The following is a 20,470-nucleotide window of genomic DNA, read 5'->3' as shown; positions in this document are numbered from 1 at the left end:
CGGGGCTTACTGGTCAGATCGGCCGAACCAGCTGTTGTAGATGATGACGAAGTTACGGTTGCCATAGCTTGAGCAGCGGTCGCCCTCGCCGTCGCCTGCCCGTAGCGCTGCTTCGTTGGGCTGGTAGGGCGTGTAGATGTAGAGCAGGGCAGTGGCATCGTTCTCGATGTAGACCTTGCCGCTGCCACAGGAGGCATCGGGGCTGAAGCGCACATCGTTCAGAGCCTTGGTCTGGTAGGCGTAATGGTCCCGATGGGCTTGGTAGTAGCGGAATCGATGGGCGGCTCCGTAGACCTGGTTGAAGAATCCGGCATAGCTGGCGTCACAGTGTGCATCATCAGGGCAGGAAAGGCCCATGGCCGACTTGAGCTGGACCTGGGTGGCGGGCTGGTCGGTGGCCACCAGATGCTGCTCTTTTTGCAGCATGGTCAGAAGGACCTTCTGACTGATCCCACAGGAGCGGGCGGACCCGTCGATGATCTGAGCCGCGCTCTGCCCCTTGCCGCCCTTGTAGGCATCACATAGACCGTCGCTGGGGCGGTCAGGGACATCCATATGCAGGCTGCGCAGGCAGGTGGATCCGTTGCAGGATGCCCCCTTCTGGTCCAAGAAGGCCTGAACATCATCGGCATTCATGTCCAAGGTGTCATGGAAGCGCTGATCGGTGATGATTCTGCCCGGATTGAAGACGTACTCCTGGGAGAGCTGCTCCTGGTGGCGGATGGCGCGGCCGACCATCAGCCGGTAGGAGACGAAGCGGACGGCCAGGATGCATAGGGCGACCACCAGGACTATCGCCATCAGGGTGGCCCCCAGGGTCTGCGCGCGGCGGAGGGTCATTCGTCCACGTTTGGTGCCGCCCCTTTGTCTTCGTCCCGATGGCCTTGTGCTCATGGTTTTTCTTCCAGCGCCTTCCTGATTCGTTGCAGGCTGACAGGGATGGCCGTCCCCAGCTCCTGGGCCCAGATGGAGACGAAGTACTCCTCCATCATCCAACGTCCCCTTCGCGCACGGTCCATGGCCTGGTCTCGTCCGGGACCGGCGGGCAGAGCCTGGGCCGCCTTGGCCGCCTGGTCCACCAGATCCTGGGCGGTCTGCGCCTGCCATGCCCATCGTACGTCACGGTCCTTGTCCCTGCGAGCCTTGTCCAAGCGCATCAGATCCGCCTTCAGATACGTGCGCAGGCGGGGGATGGCATAGGGCGGGTCGGCACCGATGAAGCCCTTGGCTACCAGATCCGCCGAATGCTGGCGTATCCACTGCAGGACAGAGAGTAGGGGAAGATCGGCCGGGCCAGACACGGCCTTGTCCACCTGGGCCGAGGTCTCCAAAATGGCGACCACATCCTTGGCCACCTGGTAGACAGTGTCCTCGTAGACCTGGCTGACGCCGGTCACAGCCTCCTGCAGGGTCTGATCGTTGGTGATGGCCTCGGTGTGGGGGATCAGGCGCTTGACGGCGGCCATCTGCAAGTCCTCGGCCAGGGCGGAGGTGTCGGGATAGGGGGCCGAGGCCAGCATCAGGGCCTCCCGGCTCAGCCAGCGCGAGGAGATCCGCTGTGCAGGCAGGTGGAGCTTGTCAAGGGCGGCCTGCCAGATCAGTTCCTCGCGCGGTTTGGTCGTGGCACCGGATTGGTGGAGCAGGTCGGCGCTTTTGACCACCTGACCCTGACGGGCGGCCTTGCTGGCCTGGGAGTCCACCCGGGACCGGGCCGACTGCCGGGCCTGTCCGGCCAGGTCACGCTGCAGATCGGTCAAGGACTTGGACCGGCCCAGGACCTTGGGGCGGCCTTGGCTCTTGCGGCCGCGGCTGTGGCCCTGGCGCCGATCATCCTCCACCTGGAAGGTTGGCCGCAGGTAGTCGGGCAGTCGTTCCAGCCTGGCTTGGGTGAAGACCTCCGGATGCAGCTGAGCTCCGATCGTGTCTATGGCTGCGGCGGTGAAGGCCTGCTCGAAGTCCGGCCAGCCCCCGGCGGGGATGGCTCCAGCACCGTTTTCATCCATGGGTACAGACTGTTCTGCCGACCCGTAGGTGGCTTGTTCTGCCGACGCAGGGTCGGTGCCGGGCAGCAGGGGATAGTGACCATCTATCCAGGCGCGGATGGTCCGGGCGGCGTCTGGTGCGGGAACGAACTGGACTCGCAGGGCCTTGGGCAGGGACTTGATGGTGGCTGTGATCAGATCGTCCAGAAGGCCTGGCACTGTCCAGGTGAATTGTCCGGGTGTCAGCTGGTTCAGGCAGTGCAAGGGGATGTGAACTGTGATGCCGTCGTCCGGTTCTCCCGGCTGATAGCGATAGGTCAGGGGCAGATCCATGGGCCGACCGTCGATGCCCAAGGTGTGCCAATGGTCGGGGTAGTCCCCGGGTCGGTAGGAGGCGGACTGGTCGTTCAGACGCTCCACTTTGTCAGGATCGAAGTCCAACAGGTGCGGGTCCGCATCGTGATGCTTCCGCCACCAAGAGCCCAGTGCGGCCAGTGATGTGGCCTCCTGGGGAATGCGCTCCTGGTAGAAATCGTAGAGGTCCTCCTCGGTGACGGTGCCGGTTACCTGGCGAGTCCGGCTGGTCTGCTCGCCGGCCTCGCTGAGCACCTGCCGGTTGGCCTTGATGAAGCCGTCATGCGGGAAGCGCTCGCGCACTTCGCCCTGGACCAAGCCCTGGCGTATCAACATGTCCCGGGCTTGACCGGGGTTGATCCGGGCCCATTGGACCGTTCTGTCGCGCACGATGGGCAGGCCGTAGAGCAGGACCTTGGAAGTGGCCACTGCGGCGCCACGGGAGGCCGACCAGTGGGGTTCGGCGTAGGTGGTCCTGGTCAGGGACTTGGCCAGCGGTTCGGCCCAGGCCGGATCGATGGCCGCACAGCAACGTGCCCAGAGCCGTGATGTCTCCACCAACTCGGCGGCCATGATCCAAGGCGGATTGGCCTTGGCCAGGGCAGAACCGGGGAAGATGGCAAAATGCGTGCCGCGCGCCCCTTGATAGTCGTTCTTGGCTTGCCGACGCGCCCGCTTCATGGCCTTGGCCCGTGCTGCGCCATGCAGGCCAGCGAAATCGGAGGCCTTGGGCTCGTGGACCACCTGCATGCCCATGCTGGAGAGCAGACCGGCCAGCATGGACCGGTGGATGCCCTGGTCGTCCCAGGAGCAGACCAGGGCATGGGCTGCCTGCTGCCCAATAGGCAGGGCCAGCAGGGCCTGATCCGGTGCTTTGACGGGGACGGGAGAGCCTACCTTCATGTGCAGGCCCCGGCACATCTGGGCCAGCTGCTGGTAAAGGTCATGCCACTGCCGCATGCGCAGGAAGGCCATGTACTCCTGCTTGCAGGCCTTGCGCAGAGCTCCGTTGGAGGGCTCCTTGTCCTGCGGGAAGAAGCGGTTCCAGATGTTCAGGGCCGTCAGGAAATCGCTGGATGGGTCCTCGAAGCGGGCATGGATCCGGTCGGCCTCCTCCCGCTTCTCCTCCGGGCGTTCGCGAGGGTCCTGAAGGGAGAGGAAGGCCACGACCACAAGAACGGCGGCCAGGGTGTCCGGGGTGGCATCCTGACCGGCCTGCAGGATCATTCTGCCTAGACGGATGTCGATGGGAATCCTGGCCAGTTGTCGTCCCAGCTTGGTCAGCCGGATAAGGCCTTGCTGGCGGGAGATGGCCTGCAGCTCGGTCAGTTCCCGAAGGCCATCGCTGACCGCACGGGTGTCGGGTGGATCGATGAAACCGAAGTCGGTGACATCCTCGGCCGTATGGGCCACGCCTACCGAGAGCATGTGCAGGATGACCGAACCCAGGGAGGTGCGCAGGATCTCCGGGTCGGTGAACTTGGGGCGGGTGTCATAGTCGTCCTTGGCATAGAGGCGGATGGCAATGCCGTCGGCCACACGTCCGCAACGGCCGGCACGCTGATCAGCTGAGGCCTGGGAGATGGGCTCTATGGGCAGCCGCTGGACCTTGGCCGACTTGGAGTATCGGCTGATCCTGGCAAGTCCAGGGTCCACCACGTATCGGATGCCCGGCACCGTCAGGGAGGTTTCGGCCACGTTGGTGGCAATGACGATGCGCTGATGGCCGTGGCGTTCGAAGACCCGGTGCTGCTCCTTGGCCGACAGGCGGGCGAAGAGCGGGATGATCTCCAAAGCGTCCGGGCGGCGCATGTCGGAGGTCCGCGGGCCGAAATGGCGCCGTAGTGCGGTTTCATACTCGCGGATGTCGCGCTCGCCGGCGGCGAACACCAGGATGTCCCTGGGGCCGTCCGTGTGGGTGGAGTGAATGACCAGCTCGGCGCAGGCCCGGGCCACCGCCTTGGGGATGTCCGGATCCTCCCTGTCCTGGCTATCCTCGGAGTCGAACCCGGGGACGTGTCGCATCAAGGCCGGAGCCGATCCGGCGGGCTCATAGAGGGTTTGGACCGGATAGGTGCGGCCCGAGACCTCAAGTACGGGCACCTTAGTGTGCAAGGCCTTGGCGAAGTGATCGCGGAACTTGACCGAATCGATGGTGGCCGAGGTGATGATCAGTTTCAGATCGGGCCGTTTGGGCAGCAGGGCGGTCAGATACCCCAGCAGAAAGTCGATGTTCAGGCTGCGCTCGTGGGCCTCGTCGATGATGATGGTGTCGTAGGCCCGCAGCTGGGGATCGCCCTGGATCTGCGCAAGGAGGATGCCGTCGGTGACCACTCGCAGGCGGGTGCTGCGGCTGGACTTGTCGGTGAAACGCACCTGGTAGCCGATCTGGTCGCCCAGCCTGGTGCCCGTCTCCGAGGCAATGCGCTCAGCCACGGTTCTGGCGGCGATCCTCCTGGGCTGGGTGTGCACGATTTGGCGGCCGTGGTCGCCGCGACCCATCTCCAGGAGGATCTTGGGGATCTGAGTGGTCTTGCCCGAGCCGGTCTGACCCGAGACGATGACCACCTGGGAGGACTGCACGGCATGGACGATGTCCTCCTTGGCCGCGCTGATGGGCAGCTCGGCAGGATACTCGAACCTCATGCCCGGCCCACCTCGATGATCCGGTAGCCCTTGGCTGAGGCATACTTCTCCGCCGTCCAGCCGGGTCCCAGTGCGTCAGCCAACCAGGGAATCAGGGAGTCGGCGCCCAGGTTGCGCTGGACCACCAGGTAGGCCCGGCCCTGGGGCTTCAGCCTGGGCAGGTAGGTCATCAGCAGGTCGTGAAGGGCTGCCTTGCCCACTCGGATGGGCGGGTTGGACCAGATCAGATCGAAGCGCAAATCGTCCGGCACCTGCTCCGGGGTCAGCGTGCGCACCCTGTCAATTCCTTGGGATTGGGCATTGCGGGCAGTCAGATCCAGGGCCCGCAGGTTGGTGTCCACAGCGTAGACGTTGGCCTCGGGCGACTGCATGGCCATGCTCAGGGCGATGGGCCCCCATCCGCAGCCCAGGTCCAGAAAGTCGCCCTCTGTCGGTGGCTGAGGGACGCGTTTGAGCAGGACCGAGGTGCCCAGGTCAAGCCGTCCCGACGAGAAGACCCCATGGGAGACTTCCACCTGGCAGGTGCGGCCGGCCAAGTCCACCTGGATGGTCCGCCGCTGGTCTGGGGAGGCCGGGCGGGCTACGAAGTACTGTTCGCCTCCGTCCGTCTCGGTCCTGGAGGATTGCCCCCGGCTGCTGCCATGGTCCCTGTGCGTCATGTCCATCCTGTCCGTCTTTGAAGTCTGCCCGTCCCTCGGGCACCCGCTGATGTCTGCTAAGAAGATGATAATAAAGACTGTGTCATGATTCCGCCTATACCGGATTCGTTCCCTAGTCCATTGATCAACGCAGAGGTGCCTTTGACCCAAGAAAAACCGACCCAAGAGCATGGTTCAGCAGTTGACGATGCCCATCAGGACCCGCTCTCTCACAAATCCGAGGTACTGACCGGCAGTGAAGGGCAGGCCGGGCAGGACCAGGATCAGGAGTGGGAGGAGCGCAGTCGGCGCAATGCCTTCCGCCATGTCGAGGGGCTGGGTGAGCTCCAGGACGTGACCGAGGTGGAGTACCGCAAGGTCCGTCTGGAACGGGTGGTCCTGGTCGGCGTCTGGTCGGGTTCGCGGACCACGGTCGGTCAAGCCGAGGAGTCCCTGCGCGAGCTGGCCGCCCTGGCGAGGACTGCCGGGGCCGAGGTGCTTGACGGACTGCTTCAGCAGCGGGTCAAGCCGGATCCGGCCACCTACCTGGGTTCGGGCAAGGCGCGAGAGCTGGCAGATATTGTGGCCCGGCTGAACGCCGACACCATCATTACCGATGACGATCTTCATCCCTCCCAGCGACGTGCCCTTGAGGATGTCACCAAGGTCAAGGTGGTAGACAGGACGGCCCTGATTCTGGACATCTTCGCCCAGCATGCAACAAGCCGCGAGGGCAAGGCCCAGGTGGAGCTGGCTCAATTGGAGTATATGCTGCCCAGGCTGCGTGGCTGGGGTGGATCCCTCTCCCGCCAGGCTGGTGGCCAGGCTGCCGGGCAGGCCGGCGGCATAGGCTCGCGCGGCCCAGGCGAGACGAAGATCGAAACAGACCGGCGTGTCATCAGACGGCGAATTTCCCGGCTGAAGCGCCAGATCGCCCAGATGGCCCCCTCTCGTCAGGTCAAGCGCGGGTCCCGGCGGCGCTACCAGCTGCCGGCTGTGGCCGTGGTGGGATACACCAATGCCGGCAAATCCTCGCTGACCAACCGGCTGACCGGTTCCGAGGAACTGGTGGAGAACGCCCTCTTTGCCACTCTGGATACAGCCGTCAGACGCACCAAGGCGGCAGACGGCCGGCTCTACGTCTATGTGGACACCGTTGGGTTCGTCCGCCGCCTGCCCACCCAGCTGGTCGAGGCCTTCAAATCCACGCTGGAGGAGGTGGGGCAGTCCGATTTGATTCTGCACGTCGTGGACGGCTCCCACCCAGATCCCTTCGGTCAGATCAAAGCTGTGGACGCCGTGCTGGCAGACATCCCCGGCGCCGAGTCCATTCCCCGCCTGCTGGTCTTCAACAAGGTGGATCTGATCGACCAGGATGCCCGGCAGCGGCTCGCCAACCTTGAGCCCGAGGCCTTTCTGGTCTCGGCCAGGCAGGGTCAGGGTCTGGAACCTCTGCGTAGGCGGGTGGAGGAGCTGCTGCCCGCCCCTGCTGTGCATGTCCAGGCCATCCTGCCCTACACCAGCGGCTCCCTGCTGGAGCAGGTGCGGCAGTTGGGACGGGTGGATTCATTGGAATACCGGGCCGATGGGGTTGCGCTGAGCGCTGACGTGGATGACCGCCTGGCGGCTGCCGTGCTGGACCAGGCCATTGATCAGAAGCCCTTGCAGGCTCCAGCGGGTGACACGCCATCGGTCGGACTGAACTCTTAAGGGCAGAAGCGAACCAGGTCACCTATGCTGGGTAGACTACGTATGTTGTCAGCGGCAAACCCGTTTCTCGGGTTCCGATAAGAGAGGTCCATAAAATATGGCGGAATCATCAATCAAGCCAACCAAGCTAGCGATCGTGGGAGCTGGAGCCGTGGGGTCGACTTTGGCCTTTTCAGCGGCCCAGCGCGGGGTGGCTCGAGAGATTGTTCTTGAGGATATCAACGCCCAGCGTGTTGAGGCCGAGGTTCGCGACATGCAACACGGATCCAGCTTCTACCCCACGGTCACCATCGACGGTTCGGACGATCCGCAGATCTGCGCCGATGCCGACATGGTGGTCATCACGGCCGGAGCCAGGCAGAAGCCCGGGCAGACGCGGCTGGACCTGGCAGGCGCCACCATCAATATGATGAAGTCCATCATCCCTCAGATGGTCGAGGTGGCTCCCAATGCTATCTTTCTGCTGATCACCAACCCCGTCGACATCGTCACCAGGGTCTCCCTGGAGCTGTCCGGACTGCCTGTAAACCAGATGTTCGGTTCGGGCACCAACCTGGACTCCGCCCGCCTGCGCTACCTGATCGGTCAGCAGACCGGGGTCAATGTCAAGAACGTCCATGCCTACATCGCTGGCGAGCACGGCGACTCCGAGGTCCCGCTCTGGAGCTCGGCAACCATCGGCGGCGTGCCCATGTGCGACTGGATGGAGCTGCCCGGCCATGAGCCTTTGGACGCGGCCAAGCGCGAGGAGATCCACCAGGAGGTGAAGAACGCCGCCTACCAGATCATCGAGGGCAAGGGGGCGACCAACTTCGCCATCGCCATGTCCGGCGTGGACATCATCGAGTCCATCTTGAACGGCACCGACCGGATCCTGCCGGTCAGCTCCCTGCTGGAAGACTTCCACGGCATATCGGACGTGTGCATGTCGGTGCCCAGCGTGCTCAACCGCGAAGGGGTCAACACACACATCAACACCCCGCTGAGCGACGGCGAGCTGGCCGCTCTGAAGCGTTCCGCCGAGACCCTGAAGGAGACGGCAAGCAAGTTCGGTTTCTGAGTATTTCACAGGAAACTCTTGCCTCGCAGTCCCTGGTGGCATACCTTGGTGATTGATGAAACGGGGTATGCATGAGCGCTCATGAAGGTGTTGTTCAGGGTGGCGGATCCGCCCATCGTCGACAGTTGCTGACGACCTTGGCTCTGACTGGATCGGTCTTCGTAGCTGAAGTCGTCGGCGCCTTGGTCACCCGCAGCCTGGCCTTGCTGGTCGACGCTGGGCACATGATGACCGACATGGCTGTGCTGATCGCATCCACTGTCACCGCTGTGTTGATGGAACGCCGCCCCACAAATCGGCGGACCTGGGGCTGGTCCCGTCTGGAGGTCATCACGGCGGCTGGCGGTGCTCTGGTTCTGCTGGCCGTGGGAATTTACGCCATTGTAGAGGCCGTCTTGCGGCTCTTGTCACCCGGGCGGGACCAGGTCCAGCAGCGGGGGCTCCTGCTCTTCTTCGGCATCTTGGGTCTGGCTGCCAATGTGGGGTCCATTCTGGTCCTAGCCTCCGGCCATAAGGACAACCTGAACATGCGTGCCGCTTTTCTCGAAGTGGTCAATGACGCATTGGGCTCGGTGGCGGTCCTGGTATCAGCCGTGGTCATGATGGTCACCGGCTGGGCTGGATTCGATGCTGTAGCGGGAGGCGTGATTGCTCTGCTGATGATTCCCCGCGCGATTAAATTGCTGGCCAGCAGCGTCTCTGTACTTCTTGAAGAGACCCCAGCGGATCTTGATATGGCCAAGGTCAGGAAGCACCTAGAGGGTGTACCCGGCGTACTTGAGGTTCATGACCTGCATGCCAACAGTGTCTCCACCGGCTTGCCGCAGCTGACAGCACACGTGATTGTGCGTCAGGGCACCTCGCCTGTAGAAAACGAACGTATTCTGACCAGCATGCAACGCTGCCTGCGTGATCATTTCCCAGTCTCGGTCGAGCACACTACCTTTCAGATAGAACAGCAGGGACACCGGGACAGCAGCGGCGAGCATTTGGACATGTAGCCCTCAGACTTTGCGCAGGACGGTGACCACCTTGCCCATGATGACGGCGTGGGTGCCGTCAATGGGGGAGTAGGCAGGGTTGTGGGGAATCAGCCAAACGTGACCGTCCTCGCGGCGGAAGGTCTTTACTGTGGCCCCATCGTCCAGCAGGGCTGCGACGATGTCTCCGTTTTCAGCCTCCTGCTGGCGGCGGACGACCACAAAATCTCCGTCGCAGATGGCGGCATCGACCATGGAATCCCCGTGGACCTCAAGCATGAAGAGCTCGCCCGATCCCGTCAGACGTTCGGGCAGACGCATGACATCATCCACATGCTGCTCGGCCAGAATAGGCTGACCGGCGGCGATTCTGCCGACCAGGGGCACGTCGCGCGATTGCATGATGGCCTCGTCGGTCTGTGTGTCAGGGAAGGGCACGATTCTGGCGGTTCCTGCAGTTGGCTGAGGCTGGTCCTGGACCAGCTCTATGGCACGTCCCTTGTTGGCAGTCAGGCGAATGTAGCCCAGATCCTGCAAGACCTGAAGCTGATGTTTGACGGAAGAAGTGCTGCGTAGTCCTGCGTCTTTGCCGATTTCCCTATAGGAGGGCAGGAATCCACGCTCTGACAGGTGCCGCTTGATAGCTTCCAACACCCTGGCCTGGCGATCGGTCAGCTTGGGCCTGGACCCATGCTTCAGGCTCTCGGCGCTGGCTGCTTTTTCTTTCGTTGTGTTCATGACTGAGGTTTCGGCGGTTTTCTGAGAATCGGTGCTCTTAGACGCAGTCGATTGGTTGAGAGAGCCCATGGGCGTGGATCCGACAAAAGGGATGGTACTCACGATGGGCTCCTTTCCTAGGAAACTGAACTCAGTCTAACCCGCTTGAAGTGAAAAATCAAACAAATGTTCGAATCGGCCTTGCCAAACGACTGTCGCGGTGCCAGAATGAGAACATCTGTTCGATAGAACAAATGTTCGAAAGGGGTGTGCCATGGTTGTTCGTACCTGTGCCAGTTCCAGCATGTCTGCGCCGTCGAACCTGTTCTCGGTCTGCCGGGCGTATGTAAGATCTGTGTTCTCGTCCGTCATGGCTCGTCTTCTTGGAGCTGCAAAAGTCTGTGTGTCCGGGCAAGGTTTTGTAGGCGTCATTGTACGTAGATTCGCGGTTTCTTTGGCTGTCGGCGCTCTGACCCTTGCTGGGGTCGGATGGATGGCTCGACCGGCCAGCTCCGCTCCAGGACCGCAGGAGGTTGTCACCAGAACGGTTCGTCCAGGTGATAATGTCTGGTCCTTTGCGACTTCGATCACTCCGCAAGGCGAGGATGTCACAAAAAACGTAGACCGTATCATGCAGATCAACAATATGTCCTCGCCCAATCTGCGCGTTGGTGACCGAATTCTGATTCCCAGTGACGATTGAGGCAGTGTTTTTCGATCCAGGAAATAAATGACGTGACTTCAATGATTTGTCGCATGGATGAATGCACTAGCTGAATTCGAGGAGTATGTCCAGGGTTGTACGCTGATAGGCCCGGTATACGTGGGTCTTGCGGTCCTTAGGCGCTATGATATTGCATATGCACTGTCCTTTCTGCCAGAATCCCGATACCAAGGTTGTGGATACGCGAATCAGTGACGACGGCCATGCCATCAGACGTCGCCGTGAGTGTCCGCAATGCTCGCGTCGGTTCACCACGGTGGAGACCTCAATTCTCCTGGTCATGAAACGCTCAGGCAATGCTGAGCCCTTCAACCGCGACAAGGTCATCTCTGGCGTGAGGAAGGCCTGTCAGGGCAGGCCCATCGATGAGAATGATCTGAAGCTCCTAGGTCAGCAGGTTGAAGAGGATCTGCGTTCACGCGGCCTGGCTCAGGTCGATTCGGAAGAGGTCGGCAGGGCCATCCTGAAGCCCCTCAGGGAGCTGGACGAGGTGGCTTATCTGCGCTTTGCCTCGGTTTACCGCAACTTCAGCAACCTGGAGGACTTCCAGCAGGCCATTGACACCCTGCGCGCTGAAGATCAGTCTGCTGAAAGCCAATCTCCTACTGTGCAGTCCTGAAATTAGCAATTTTGCCAACGGCCATTGTGACCGGAACAGGTCCATACCGCAGCAGGCTAGCTGCCTCTGTCAGCATGCGACGGGATTGGCCAATGACGAGATTGAACTGTGACGGGGAATAAACGGAGGTGCCAGGCATGATGCAGGCCTGGCACCCAGGTACATCATCCCAGATCCAGCAGCATCTGATCCTCAGAAGTCTGGGCGATGACCAACTCCTGAGTAGGTCGCGTCATGGCCACATAAAGGTCGGCCGCTGCGCTCAGCCTGGAAGGGGCTTCATCCTGGATGGCTCCAGGCTCAACCAGAACCACGGCATCGAATTCCAGCCCTTTGGTGTGGCCGGTGGTAGTGACCGTGATTTGGTGCTCCTGAGCCTTATCAATATGCAGCCGTGAGCTGACCTCCGCTTCCAGAGCGTTGGGAACGATGATCGCCAGGCGTCCGGTACCGTCTTTGCCCAGATGGCGTTCCGTCAGTTCGCCCACCAGAGCAGGCAGCTGGTCCAGCAGGTTGGCCTGATCGTCAGCTCGCAGGTGGCTGACCGATCCTTCAACCTCGCGGACTGCCTTGAGCGTTGAAACCTCGAGACCCTCGGAGGCTGCGAAGGAGGAGGCCAGGTTGGATACCTGACGAGGGTTGCGATAGTCGATGGTCAGCTGCCTCAGGTCCCATCCGTCCGGTCCGAAAAGCGTGTCCATGGTGGAGGCCCAGGACCGTGTGCCGCCAAGGGCCGCCGTCTGGGCCACGTCTCCTACGATGGTAAAGGACCGGGAGGGGCAGCGCCGGACCAGCATCCTCCAGTCCATGGCCGTCAGCTCCTGGGCTTCGTCGACCACGATGTGTCCGTAGACCCATTCACGGTCGGCGGCCGCCTGAGTGGCTGCCTGGTTATCGTCCTGGCCGTTGATGGAATCCAGCAGCATCTGCGAGGTCACGATGCCTGTGCCGATGCCGTTCTGGGCCAAGGTGTCGCTGGCAAACCGGCGTTCCTCTTCACGACGGGCCTTTTCGGCCTGATCACGATCCGCTTGGCGTGGGTCGGGGCCCAGCAGTTCCATGGCCTCATCCAGGATGGGGATGTCGGATACGGTCAATTCGGCACCATCCTTACGGGTCAGCAGGTCAATCTGTTCCGGGGTCAGCCAGGGGGCGAACCGGCGCAGACGATCCGGCCTGGACCAGAGGTCGTTGACCAGCCAGCGTGGGTTCATAGGCAGCCAGGCCAGATTGAGGGTCCTCCGCACCTGGTCGTTCAGCCGCAGCAATGAGGTGACCCGGGCGAGTTCCTCGGCTCCGGGCTCGTAGTCCACTTCTTCAGCATAACGGGCGGTCATGGCGTTCAGGGCCGAGCGCACGAAGGTGTTTCTGGCCTTGTTGTGGGGCTGGTGGCTGCGTCGGGCATCGACCAGAGCTTGCTCCAGGTCAACTGCAAGCATGGGTACGGCAACCCCATCCACCTTGACCGTGGGCAGGGAGGCAGGCACCCGCTCCCGAGAGGCGACGGCGTTGGCTACGGCCTCGGCCATGCGGATGTCTCCCTTGAGCCGGGCCACGTGCGGATCCTCCTGCCGTTCGGTGCTGATGCCGGGGATGAGGTCGCCCAAGGTACGACTGAGCACTCCGGTCTCGCCCAAGGAAGGCAGGACCTGGTCGATGTAGTGCAGGAAGGCGTTGCTGGGCCCGACAATCAGTACGCCTGAACTTTCCAGTCTGCGCCTATGGGTGTAGAGCAGATAGGCTGCCCGGTGCAGGGCCACGGCCGTCTTGCCGGTGCCGGGTCCTCCCTGGACCACCAGCGGGCGGGTCATGGGCGAGCGGATGATCCGGTCCTGTTCAGCCTGGATGGTGGCTACGATGTCGGTCATCTGCCCGGTTCGGCGGCTGGACAGGGAGGCCATCAGCGCACCCTCGCCGGCAAGCGTACCGCCCTGGGCTGCCTTGTCTACCTCGGGGGCCGACAAGTCCAGGACTTCATCTTCGATGCCGGTGACCTGGCGGAAGTTGAGGGTGATGTGCCGACGCATGACGATGTCACCGTGGTCCGCCGGTGTGGCCTCGTAGAAGGGGCGTGCGGCCTCGGCCCGCCAGTCGGTCAGGATGGGCTCGTGGTTGCTGTCTAGAAGGCCCAGCCGTCCGATATATCGCCGGCTGCCCTGGTCAGTATCCAGTCTGCCGAAGACCAGACGGTCCTCCACGGCCCGCAGCTGGGTGAGCCGGTCCTCATACATGTTGGCGAAGGAATCCCGCTCGGTGCGCTGGGTAGGGGATCCGTGGGAGCCGGCGGCCCGAACCGCGTCCAGTCTGGTCCTGGCCTGCGTCCGCAGCTCGTCCAGACGGCCGTAGGCCCTGTCCACCGCCGCCTGCTCTTCATGCAGCTGTGAGGAATAGCTCGACATGTGTGTCCGTTCTGTGGAATGTTCAAAAATCGGATGATCCAATATACCGCTCGACCTCTACTTTTTCAGCCCGGCAGACCCTTGGTCGCATCGTCTTTGCCGGGTGGCGAAACGCCGAGGCGGACCCTTTGGTGAGGCAAATGGTTGGGTTTGGGCCTGAAGTGGTGCCATGGTGGTGAGCAATGGGGATAAGTGGGGTAAAGTGGGGAGCATTGCGTAGGGGACGCTACCCGATGGGGCCGTCTCTTGGTTACCAAACTGGCATTGGAGGTGGGGCATGGCCGATACATACGACGCAGATGCCGCCTCGCCTTCCCTGCCCCCCATGCTTCTGGGCACCTACTCGCCCAAGATGGATTCCAAGGGCCGCCTGGCTCTGCCGGCCAAGTTCCGCGCTCAGCTGGGTCAGGGCCTGGTCATGGCCCGCGGCCAGGAACGCTGCGTCACTCTGTTGCCCCCTGAGGAATTTCAGCGGATGGCCGTGCGCATCCAACACACCTCCATGGGCGACAAGTCGGCCAGAGACTACCTGCGTGTATTTCTGTCCGGCGCTGTCGACCAGGTCCCTGACAAGCAGGGCCGCATCCTGGTACCGCCCATGCTTCGCTCTTATGCACGGCTGACCGGCTCTGTTGTGGTCATTGGTGTGGGCACCCGTGCTGAGATCTGGGATCAGGATTCCTGGACTGCCTACTTGGAGAGCAAGGAGCAGGGCTACGCCGATATCGCTGACGATGTTCTTCCGGCGGTGGATTGCTGATGGAGACCCTCATGGAAAATCGCAATCCACCCGACCAGGAAGCTGTGGACAGAGGCATGGTCCACCGTCCCGTTCTGCTGGAGCGTTGCCTTGCACTGGCCCGGCCTGCCTTGGAGCACCCGGGGGCGGTGGCTGTGGATTGCACGCTGGGTTTGGCTGGTCATGCCACCGCCTTCCTCAGGTCCTGCCCTGAGGCCCGTCTTATCGGCATTGACAGGGATCGTCAGGCTTTGGGTCTAGCCACTGGCCGGATGTGCGACGAGGGTCTTGCCGATCGCTTCACGCCGGTGCACGCCCCCTTTGACCAGCTGGACCAGCAGCTGGATGAGCTGGGAGTAGGCCAGGTGGATTTGGTCTTCATGGATCTGGGACTCTCCTCCCTGCAGATTGACCAGCGCGACAGGGGATTCACCTACCGGCAGGACGCTCCGCTGGACATGCGCATGGATACCAGCCAGGAGCTGACGGCCGCACAGGTTCTGGCTGAGTATGACCAGGAACACTTGGCCGACATCTTCTCCCGGTATGGGGAGGAGCGCTATGCAGGACGCATCGCACGGGCCATCATCGAGGCCAGGCAGGAACAGCCGCTGACCACCTCGGCCCAGCTGGACCGTCTGGTCGACAGGGTTGTGCCGCGTGGCCACCGTCCCCCGGGCAATCCGGCCAAGAGGGTTTTCCAGGCGCTGCGCATCGAGGTCAACGGGGAGCTGGACCGTCTGAGGCGCACCTTGCCCCAGGCCATTCTGCGACTGGCGCAGGGAGGTCGTTTGGTCGTGGAGTCCTATCACTCCCTGGAGGACCGCATGGTCAAGCGCTTCATGGCGCCCGGGCTGCATGTGGACCTGCCGGCAGGCATGCCGGTGGTGCCCGATCAGGCCCGCCCCTATCTGTCAGATCTGACTCATGGGGCCATCAAGGCCGATCCTGCCGAGCGGGAACGCAACCCCCGGTCCGCCTCAGTGCGCCTGCGGGCCGTGGAGATGATCGGATCCATTCCCGAGGAGCGTCGTCGTCGGCTTCAGGCCGAGGCCCGAGGTGAGGTTTCAGATGGTCGCCACCGCCATGTTGGCCATGGTTCGGAATCGAGGCGCCGGTCATGAGCATGCCAGCACGTTCAGTCCGTTCCAAGGCATCCCCGGACAAAGGGCATCCCCGCATCCAAGAGATGCCCACCAGGCCTGAGCTCAGTCTGATCAAGGGCACAGGCAAGGCAGGCAAGGCGCGCCAGCCGGAACGAGGTCCAGTGGCTGAGGGAGCCCGGCGTCTGATCGGCTGGACGCGAACCCGCGGCAATCCTCTGCTGCGCATCATGACCTCGGTGGTTTTTCTGGCGGCCTGCATGTTCGGTTCCCTGATGCTGCGCACCCAGATGGTCCAGGACTCCTTCGAGGCCACCCGGGTCCAGCATGAGATCAGTAATCTCAACCAGGATGTCCAGGATGACCAGAACAAGCTCGACCAGCTCCAGGCCTCCCTGCCGGACAAGGCCCAGGAGTTGGGCATGCAGCCCCAGCAGGGTCTGAACTCCATCGATCTGCAGGGCTACAAGCCCCCTCAGAACACCCAGGGCAAGGCAGGGCAACCATGAGCCGCAAGGGAACCAAGGGTTCTTGGCACATCTCCTTCTGCAAGCGTTCGTTGTCTGTAGGCCTGATCCTGATCGTGGTGGCTGCATTGGCCCTGGGCAAGCTGGCCTACATCCAGCTCTTCGATGGAAGGTCCATAGCCCAGGCCGCTGCGGCGAGTCGCACCGTGCCGCACACCATCAAGGCCCAGCGCGGCCGCATTCTGGATGTCAATGGCCGGGTGCTGGCCCAGAGCCTGGAGCGTTACAACATCATCGGTGACCCCGAGGCGGCGGCTTCCTTCATACCTATCAACTGCACCAAGCGCACAGGCAGCGACTGCCACAGCATCAAGGGTCATCCAGTGGGCGCCGACGGTGCTGCCGGCGTGGCCCGCCTCCTGGCGCCGGCCCTGGGGATGAACGCCATGGAGCTGGGTGGCAAGCTCAGCGTCCCTGGAAGGTATGTGGTCCTGGCCAAGCGGGTGACTCCCGAGGCCAAGCGCGCTATCGACAAGCTCGGGTTGCAGGGGATCATCACGGCCGAGCTGAGCAGTGAACGCACCTATCCGCATGCGGATCTGATGGGGGCCTTGATCGGGGGCATCGACGACAGCGGCAAGGGCGTGGCCGGGATCGAGCAGATGGAAAATCGGCGGCTGACCGGCACTGACGGCTATACGGTCTATCAGCAGGGAATGCTGGGCCAGGAGATCCCGGGAACCGTGACCCGTCAGCGCAATCCGGTCAACGGCAAGGACGTGACCCTGACCATTGATCAGGACGTGCTCTGGTACGTCCGTCAGGCCCTCAAGTCAGGATGCCAGCGCTACCATGCGGACTGGGGCCTGGCGGTGGTTCAGGACACCCGCACCAACGAGATCGTGGCCCTGGCCGACACCGATGATTACCAGGCGGGCAGCGACCAAGCCAAGGTCAACTCCTCACGGGCGGTTGCGGAGACCTTCGAGCCCGGCTCCATAGGCAAGACCATCTCTGCTGCAGGCATGCTTCAGGAGCAGCTCCACTCCATGGGCGACCGCTTCACCGTGCCCGACCACATCACCGTGGACAACCAGCAGTACAAGGACGCCTTCTACCATCCCGCTGAGCACTGGACTCTTGCCGGCATTCTGCAGAACTCCTCTAACGTGGGCATGATCATGGCCGCGGATCGCTATTCTGATCAGAAGCGTTACGACTATCTGACCCGTTTCGGCATCGGCCAGGCCTCGGCCCTGGGCCTGCCAGGGGAGTCCAAGGGCCTGCTGACCACGCCTCAGACCTGGGACCGCCGCACCCGTAACACGGTTCTGTTCGGCCAAGGCTATGCCACCAACGCCGTTCAGTTGACCAATGCTGTCGCCACCCTGGCCAACAAGGGGGTCCGGTCCGACCAGACCATCATCCGCGGGCAGGGCGAGGTCAAGGCCAATCAAGTCAGGGTCGTGGATGAGAAGGTTGCGGCTGCGGTCATGAACGGCATGGAGTCGGTGGCCGAGAAGTACGAGAACACAGCCAAGGTGGAAGGCTATCGGGTGGCTTCCAAGACCGGGACCGCCGAGGTGGCTGACAGCTCGGGTCACCTGGGCGGCATCATCAGCGACTGGGTGGGAATCCTGCCCGCCGACGACCCCCATTTTGTGGTCACTGTGGCGCTGAAGAACCCTCACAGCAGCGATGGGGTTTTCGGCAGCATGACCGCCGGACCCATCTTTGCCCAGATCGGTGAATTCCTTATGCAGAAATACCAGGTACCCGCGTCGCAGCCAAGGACCGATGCTATCCCGGTAACATGGTGATACCGGCAGGCATCATGGCGTTCCCGGACGAAGGAGAGATTGCAGCATGAGCGCGCTGAGTGAATCAATCTCCCGACGGTTGACCCTGGGGCAGCTTAAAGGGCGCTACGGGTTGACCCTGGTCCCTGACTTCGCTGAACCAGTCACGGTTACCTCATTGGTGGACGATCTGCCCTCAGTGCGCCCCGGCAGCCTGTACGTGCCTGCAGACCAGCAGGTGGACCAGGGCATGATCGAGGAGGCCGAGCGCCGTGGGGCCTATGCAGCCCTGCTGCCGACTTCGGCTCGCCAAGAGGTGGGACAAGCCCGCATACCCCTGCTCTTCGGCACCATGCACCCCTGGCAGATGGGCCAGCTACTGGCCAATGCCGCAGGGGATCCTTCGGGAGCCCTGGCTGTCTTCGCCTTGGTCGGTTCCCAGGTGCAGGACCAGGTGGATCTCCTGGCCGACTTCCTGCACGTGCTGGGCAATCCCGTCGGTATTCTCAGCGCCAAGGGCTCGTATTCGCTGGATCGTCGGTTGGACCTCGAATATCCCCTGAGCATGTTTGATGTGCAGCGCAGTCTGTCCATTACGCTGGAGGACGGGGCGGCCGCTGTAGTCATCTCCGTGGATGAACAGACCCTGGCCAAGGATGCCCTGCAGGCGGTGGACCTGGATGTGGTGGCCCTGGGCGCCCAGGAGGGCTCCACCCGCGATATGCGACATTTGCGGCTGATTTCCAAGGCCCGTCGATATGGGTTCAACCTGGGCGGGCACACCATCGTGGCCCGGCGCAACGAGGAATCAGACGGACTGGCTCGCCAGTCCCTGCCCGCAGATGCAGAAAGCGACGACCTGTCCCTGTGCATTGCCATGACCATGGCCGCCGGCGTCAAACGCAACAACATCAGGAGCGCCCTGCGCGTCTCCCGTGAAATGTCCTGAGAGGTGAGGATGAGTCAGTCTGTAGGGGCCGGGTCCATGCCCATGACCCTGGAAGAGGTCGTCGAATATGTGCACGGTCGGCTGGTCGAGGCCGGTCCTGGTCGCGAACCCGATCGCAGATCTGTGCGCATGCGGGTGGTGACGGACTCCCGGCAGGTGGAAGCCGATGGGCTCTTCATAGCCATCAAGGGCGAGCACGTGGACGGGCATGACTATGTTCCCGGACTGGGGGCCAAGGGCTGCCGCGCGGCCTTGGTCGATCACCTCGTTCTGGGCGCTGACCTGCCGCAGATTCTTGTGGACGATACGGTTGCTGCCCTGGGGCTGCTGGCACGGGCCAACATAGACCGTCGGCGCAAGGACTCAGGCCCCTTCACGGTCATCGGCATCACCGGTTCTGTCGGCAAGACCACGACCAAGGATCTGCTGGCTTCCCTGCTGGCCCTGTTGGGTTCTGTGGTGGCCCCGGTCGGGTCTTTCAACAATGAGATCGGTCTTCCTCTGACTGCCTTGGAGGTCGGGCCGGACACCCGCTACCTTGTGGCGGAGATGGGTGCCAGCCACGTGGGCGAGATAGCAAGCCTTACCAGGATTGTTCCTCCGGACATGGCCCTGGTTCTCAAGGTGGGGGTGGCCCACTTGGGCGAATTCGGCTCCGTGGAGCGCATCGCCCAAGCCAAGAGCGAGATCGTGCAAGGTTTGATGCCGGGTGGGACCGCCGTGCTCAATGCAGACGATTCCCGGGTGGCAGCCATGGCCGATCTGGCCCCTGGGCCTGTTCTACGATTTGGCTTGGCCACTGAGGACGGCGGGCAGGACCGCGACCTGGACGGTTCGGCTCGCTACTTGGACAGTGACAGCCTGGACAGGCCGGCCTTCGAGCTGCGCCTGCGTGGCCAGCAGCCAGTTCGGCTGCGTCTGGGCATCCCGGGACGGCACAATGTCATGAACGCCCTGGCTGCCGCCACGGTGGCCCATGCCCTGGATCTGGACGCAGAGCGCATCGCCGATGAGCTCGTTCGACAGCAGCGGATCAGCCCGCATCGGATGGCCGTGTCTTCGGTCCAGCTGCCGGGTGCCTCCTTCACTCTGATCGATGATTCCTTCAACGCCAATCCCGACTCCGTGCGGGCAGGTCTAGATGCCCTGGCTGCCTGGAGGGGATTCGATGGCCCGGTCTATCGGATAGCGGTCCTAGGGGTCATGCTTGAGCTCGGCGATCGAGGGGAGCAGCTGCACCAGGAGATCGGTGCCTACTGCCGTCGTCAGGACATTGATGCATTGGTCGCAGTGGGTTGCCGGAATCAGCAGATGGACGGTCTGGTCCAGGCCCTGGTCCGTGGTGCCGGCGGCCCATCTGATCCGAGCGATGATCAGCCAGGGGCCATGCGGGTACTCTTTGCTCAGGACGCTGACCAGGCTGACCAGATGGTCCGCCGTCTGTGCGCCAAGCATTCGGACCGGAAGAATCTTGTTCTGCTCAAGGGCTCGCACATGTCCGGCCTGTCCGCTCTGGCCGACCGGTGGCAGGGCTGAGCTATGAATCCACCGGTATCCCCGCAGCGGGGTCTAATGTTCAAGGAC

16 protein-coding genes are annotated in these 20,470 nt (G+C 62.7%); 11 read left to right on the top strand and 5 right to left on the bottom strand.

The genetic code is table 11. The features are described from left to right. Positions 1-6 precede the first annotated feature (6 nt). From CI603_RS08235 to CI603_RS08225, 3 genes are read right to left on the bottom strand one after another with little or no spacing between them, the layout of a single operon-like run. Positions 7-894, bottom strand: a complete 888-nt coding sequence (locus tag CI603_RS08235) for a hemagglutinin (protein WP_121913733.1) — start codon at positions 892-894, stop codon at positions 7-9. Beyond that, positions 891-4,982, bottom strand: a complete 4,092-nt coding sequence (hrpA, locus tag CI603_RS08230) for an ATP-dependent RNA helicase HrpA (RefSeq protein WP_121913732.1) — start codon at positions 4,980-4,982, stop codon at positions 891-893. The genes CI603_RS08235 and hrpA overlap by 4 nt, the downstream gene beginning before the upstream one ends. Further along, positions 4,979-5,641 (bottom strand): class I SAM-dependent methyltransferase, encoded by a 663-nt coding sequence (locus CI603_RS08225; protein WP_121913766.1) that lies wholly within the window; start codon positions 5,639-5,641, stop codon positions 4,979-4,981. The genes hrpA and CI603_RS08225 overlap by 4 nt, the downstream gene beginning before the upstream one ends. Positions 5,642-5,725: 84 nt before the next feature. On the opposite strand from CI603_RS08225, the gene hflX reads away from it, so the two are divergent. The 3 genes from hflX to CI603_RS08210 all read left to right on the top strand — a co-directional run bounded on the left by hflX (position 5,726) and on the right by CI603_RS08210 (position 9,391). Continuing rightward, on the top strand, positions 5,726-7,330 hold the full coding sequence (gene hflX, locus CI603_RS08220; protein WP_395947978.1) for a GTPase HflX: 1,605 nt from the start codon (positions 5,726-5,728) through the stop codon (positions 7,328-7,330). A gap of 97 nt (positions 7,331-7,427) precedes the next feature. Continuing rightward, complete coding sequence (locus CI603_RS08215) at positions 7,428-8,390, top strand: L-lactate dehydrogenase (protein WP_046322674.1); 963 nt, start codon at positions 7,428-7,430, stop codon at positions 8,388-8,390. A gap of 71 nt (positions 8,391-8,461) precedes the next feature. After that, entirely contained in the window at positions 8,462-9,391 is a 930-nt protein-coding gene (locus CI603_RS08210) for a cation diffusion facilitator family transporter (RefSeq protein WP_121913731.1), read from the top strand. Between the two features lie 3 nt (positions 9,392-9,394). Here the strand turns inward: CI603_RS08210 and lexA are convergent, their stop codons facing one another. Then, complete coding sequence (gene lexA / locus CI603_RS08205) at positions 9,395-10,177, bottom strand: transcriptional repressor LexA (RefSeq protein ID WP_395947983.1); 783 nt, start codon at positions 10,175-10,177, stop codon at positions 9,395-9,397. A gap of 184 nt (positions 10,178-10,361) precedes the next feature. Between lexA and CI603_RS08200 the strand changes: the two genes are divergently transcribed. Both CI603_RS08200 and nrdR read left to right on the top strand, forming a co-directional pair. Beyond that, the gene (locus CI603_RS08200; RefSeq protein WP_121913730.1) at positions 10,362-10,790 is read left to right on the top strand and encodes a LysM peptidoglycan-binding domain-containing protein; all 429 of its coding nucleotides are present in this window, start codon (positions 10,362-10,364) and stop codon (positions 10,788-10,790) included. A gap of 157 nt (positions 10,791-10,947) precedes the next feature. After that, a complete protein-coding gene (nrdR, locus tag CI603_RS08195) occupies positions 10,948-11,430 on the top strand; it encodes a transcriptional regulator NrdR (RefSeq protein WP_046322678.1) in 483 nt (160 codons plus the stop codon). A gap of 164 nt (positions 11,431-11,594) precedes the next feature. Here nrdR and CI603_RS08190 read toward each other — a convergent pair whose 3' ends face one another. Continuing rightward, positions 11,595-13,829, bottom strand: coding sequence for an AAA family ATPase (locus CI603_RS08190; RefSeq protein WP_121913729.1), 2,235 nt, complete (start codon positions 13,827-13,829; stop codon positions 11,595-11,597). Positions 13,830-14,106: 277 nt separating this feature from the next. On the opposite strand from CI603_RS08190, the gene mraZ reads away from it, so the two are divergent. The 6 genes from mraZ to murF are packed head-to-tail and all read left to right on the top strand — an operon-like array spanning position 14,107 to position 20,422. Then, entirely contained in the window at positions 14,107-14,589 is a 483-nt protein-coding gene (gene mraZ, locus CI603_RS08185) for a division/cell wall cluster transcriptional repressor MraZ (protein ID WP_121913728.1), read from the top strand. 11 nt (positions 14,590-14,600) lie between these two features. After that, a complete protein-coding gene (gene rsmH / locus CI603_RS08180; protein WP_395947977.1) occupies positions 14,601-15,692 on the top strand; it encodes a 16S rRNA (cytosine(1402)-N(4))-methyltransferase RsmH in 1,092 nt (363 codons plus the stop codon). Continuing rightward, positions 15,689-16,180, top strand: coding sequence for a hypothetical protein (locus CI603_RS08175; RefSeq protein ID WP_121913727.1), 492 nt, complete (start codon positions 15,689-15,691; stop codon positions 16,178-16,180). Before rsmH ends, CI603_RS08175 begins: the two co-directional genes overlap by 4 nt. Next, positions 16,177-17,958, top strand: a complete 1,782-nt coding sequence (locus CI603_RS08170; protein ID WP_121913726.1) for a penicillin-binding protein 2 — start codon at positions 16,177-16,179, stop codon at positions 17,956-17,958. The genes CI603_RS08175 and CI603_RS08170 overlap by 4 nt, the downstream gene beginning before the upstream one ends. A 46-nt stretch (positions 17,959-18,004) precedes the next feature. Further along, complete coding sequence (locus CI603_RS08165) at positions 18,005-18,886, top strand: UDP-N-acetylmuramyl peptide synthase (protein WP_121913725.1); 882 nt, start codon at positions 18,005-18,007, stop codon at positions 18,884-18,886. Positions 18,887-18,895: 9 nt separating this feature from the next. Continuing rightward, a complete protein-coding gene (gene murF / locus CI603_RS08160; RefSeq protein WP_121913762.1) occupies positions 18,896-20,422 on the top strand; it encodes a UDP-N-acetylmuramoyl-tripeptide--D-alanyl-D-alanine ligase in 1,527 nt (508 codons plus the stop codon). Positions 20,423-20,470: the final 48 nt, after the last annotated feature.

The sequence above is a fragment of the Bifidobacterium sp. wkB338 genome (assembly GCF_003688325.1).
GTDB lineage: Bacteria > Actinomycetota > Actinomycetes > Actinomycetales > Bifidobacteriaceae > Bombiscardovia > Bombiscardovia polysaccharolytica.
The sequence above is the reverse complement of the archived record's forward strand: the minus strand, read 5'-3'. Positions and strand labels throughout refer to the sequence as shown.

Excerpts from the sequence above, each read along its gene's own strand:
- rsmH (WP_395947977.1), top strand. The coding sequence starts at position 14,601 with ATGGAAAATCGCAATCCACCCGACCAGGAAGCTGTGGACAGAGGCATG.
- hrpA (WP_121913732.1), bottom strand. The coding sequence starts at position 4,982 with ATGAGGTTCGAGTATCCTGCCGAGCTGCCCATCAGCGCGGCCAAGGAG.
- nrdR (WP_046322678.1), top strand. The coding sequence starts at position 10,948 with ATGCACTGTCCTTTCTGCCAGAATCCCGATACCAAGGTTGTGGATACG.
- CI603_RS08225 (WP_121913766.1), bottom strand. The coding sequence starts at position 5,641 with ATGACGCACAGGGACCATGGCAGCAGCCGGGGGCAATCCTCCAGGACC.
- lexA (WP_395947983.1), bottom strand. The coding sequence starts at position 10,177 with ATGGGCTCTCTCAACCAATCGACTGCGTCTAAGAGCACCGATTCTCAG.
- CI603_RS08210 (WP_121913731.1), top strand. The coding sequence starts at position 8,462 with ATGAGCGCTCATGAAGGTGTTGTTCAGGGTGGCGGATCCGCCCATCGT.
- CI603_RS08175 (WP_121913727.1), top strand. The coding sequence starts at position 15,689 with ATGAGCATGCCAGCACGTTCAGTCCGTTCCAAGGCATCCCCGGACAAA.
- CI603_RS08215 (WP_046322674.1), top strand. The coding sequence starts at position 7,428 with ATGGCGGAATCATCAATCAAGCCAACCAAGCTAGCGATCGTGGGAGCT.
- CI603_RS08170 (WP_121913726.1), top strand. The coding sequence starts at position 16,177 with ATGAGCCGCAAGGGAACCAAGGGTTCTTGGCACATCTCCTTCTGCAAG.
- mraZ (WP_121913728.1), top strand. The coding sequence starts at position 14,107 with ATGGCCGATACATACGACGCAGATGCCGCCTCGCCTTCCCTGCCCCCC.
- CI603_RS08200 (WP_121913730.1), top strand. The coding sequence starts at position 10,362 with ATGGTTGTTCGTACCTGTGCCAGTTCCAGCATGTCTGCGCCGTCGAAC.
- CI603_RS08190 (WP_121913729.1), bottom strand. The coding sequence starts at position 13,829 with ATGTCGAGCTATTCCTCACAGCTGCATGAAGAGCAGGCGGCGGTGGAC.
- hflX (WP_395947978.1), top strand. The coding sequence starts at position 5,726 with ATGATTCCGCCTATACCGGATTCGTTCCCTAGTCCATTGATCAACGCA.
- CI603_RS08165 (WP_121913725.1), top strand. The coding sequence starts at position 18,005 with ATGAGCGCGCTGAGTGAATCAATCTCCCGACGGTTGACCCTGGGGCAG.
- murF (WP_121913762.1), top strand. The coding sequence starts at position 18,896 with ATGAGTCAGTCTGTAGGGGCCGGGTCCATGCCCATGACCCTGGAAGAG.
- CI603_RS08235 (WP_121913733.1), bottom strand. The coding sequence starts at position 894 with ATGAGCACAAGGCCATCGGGACGAAGACAAAGGGGCGGCACCAAACGT.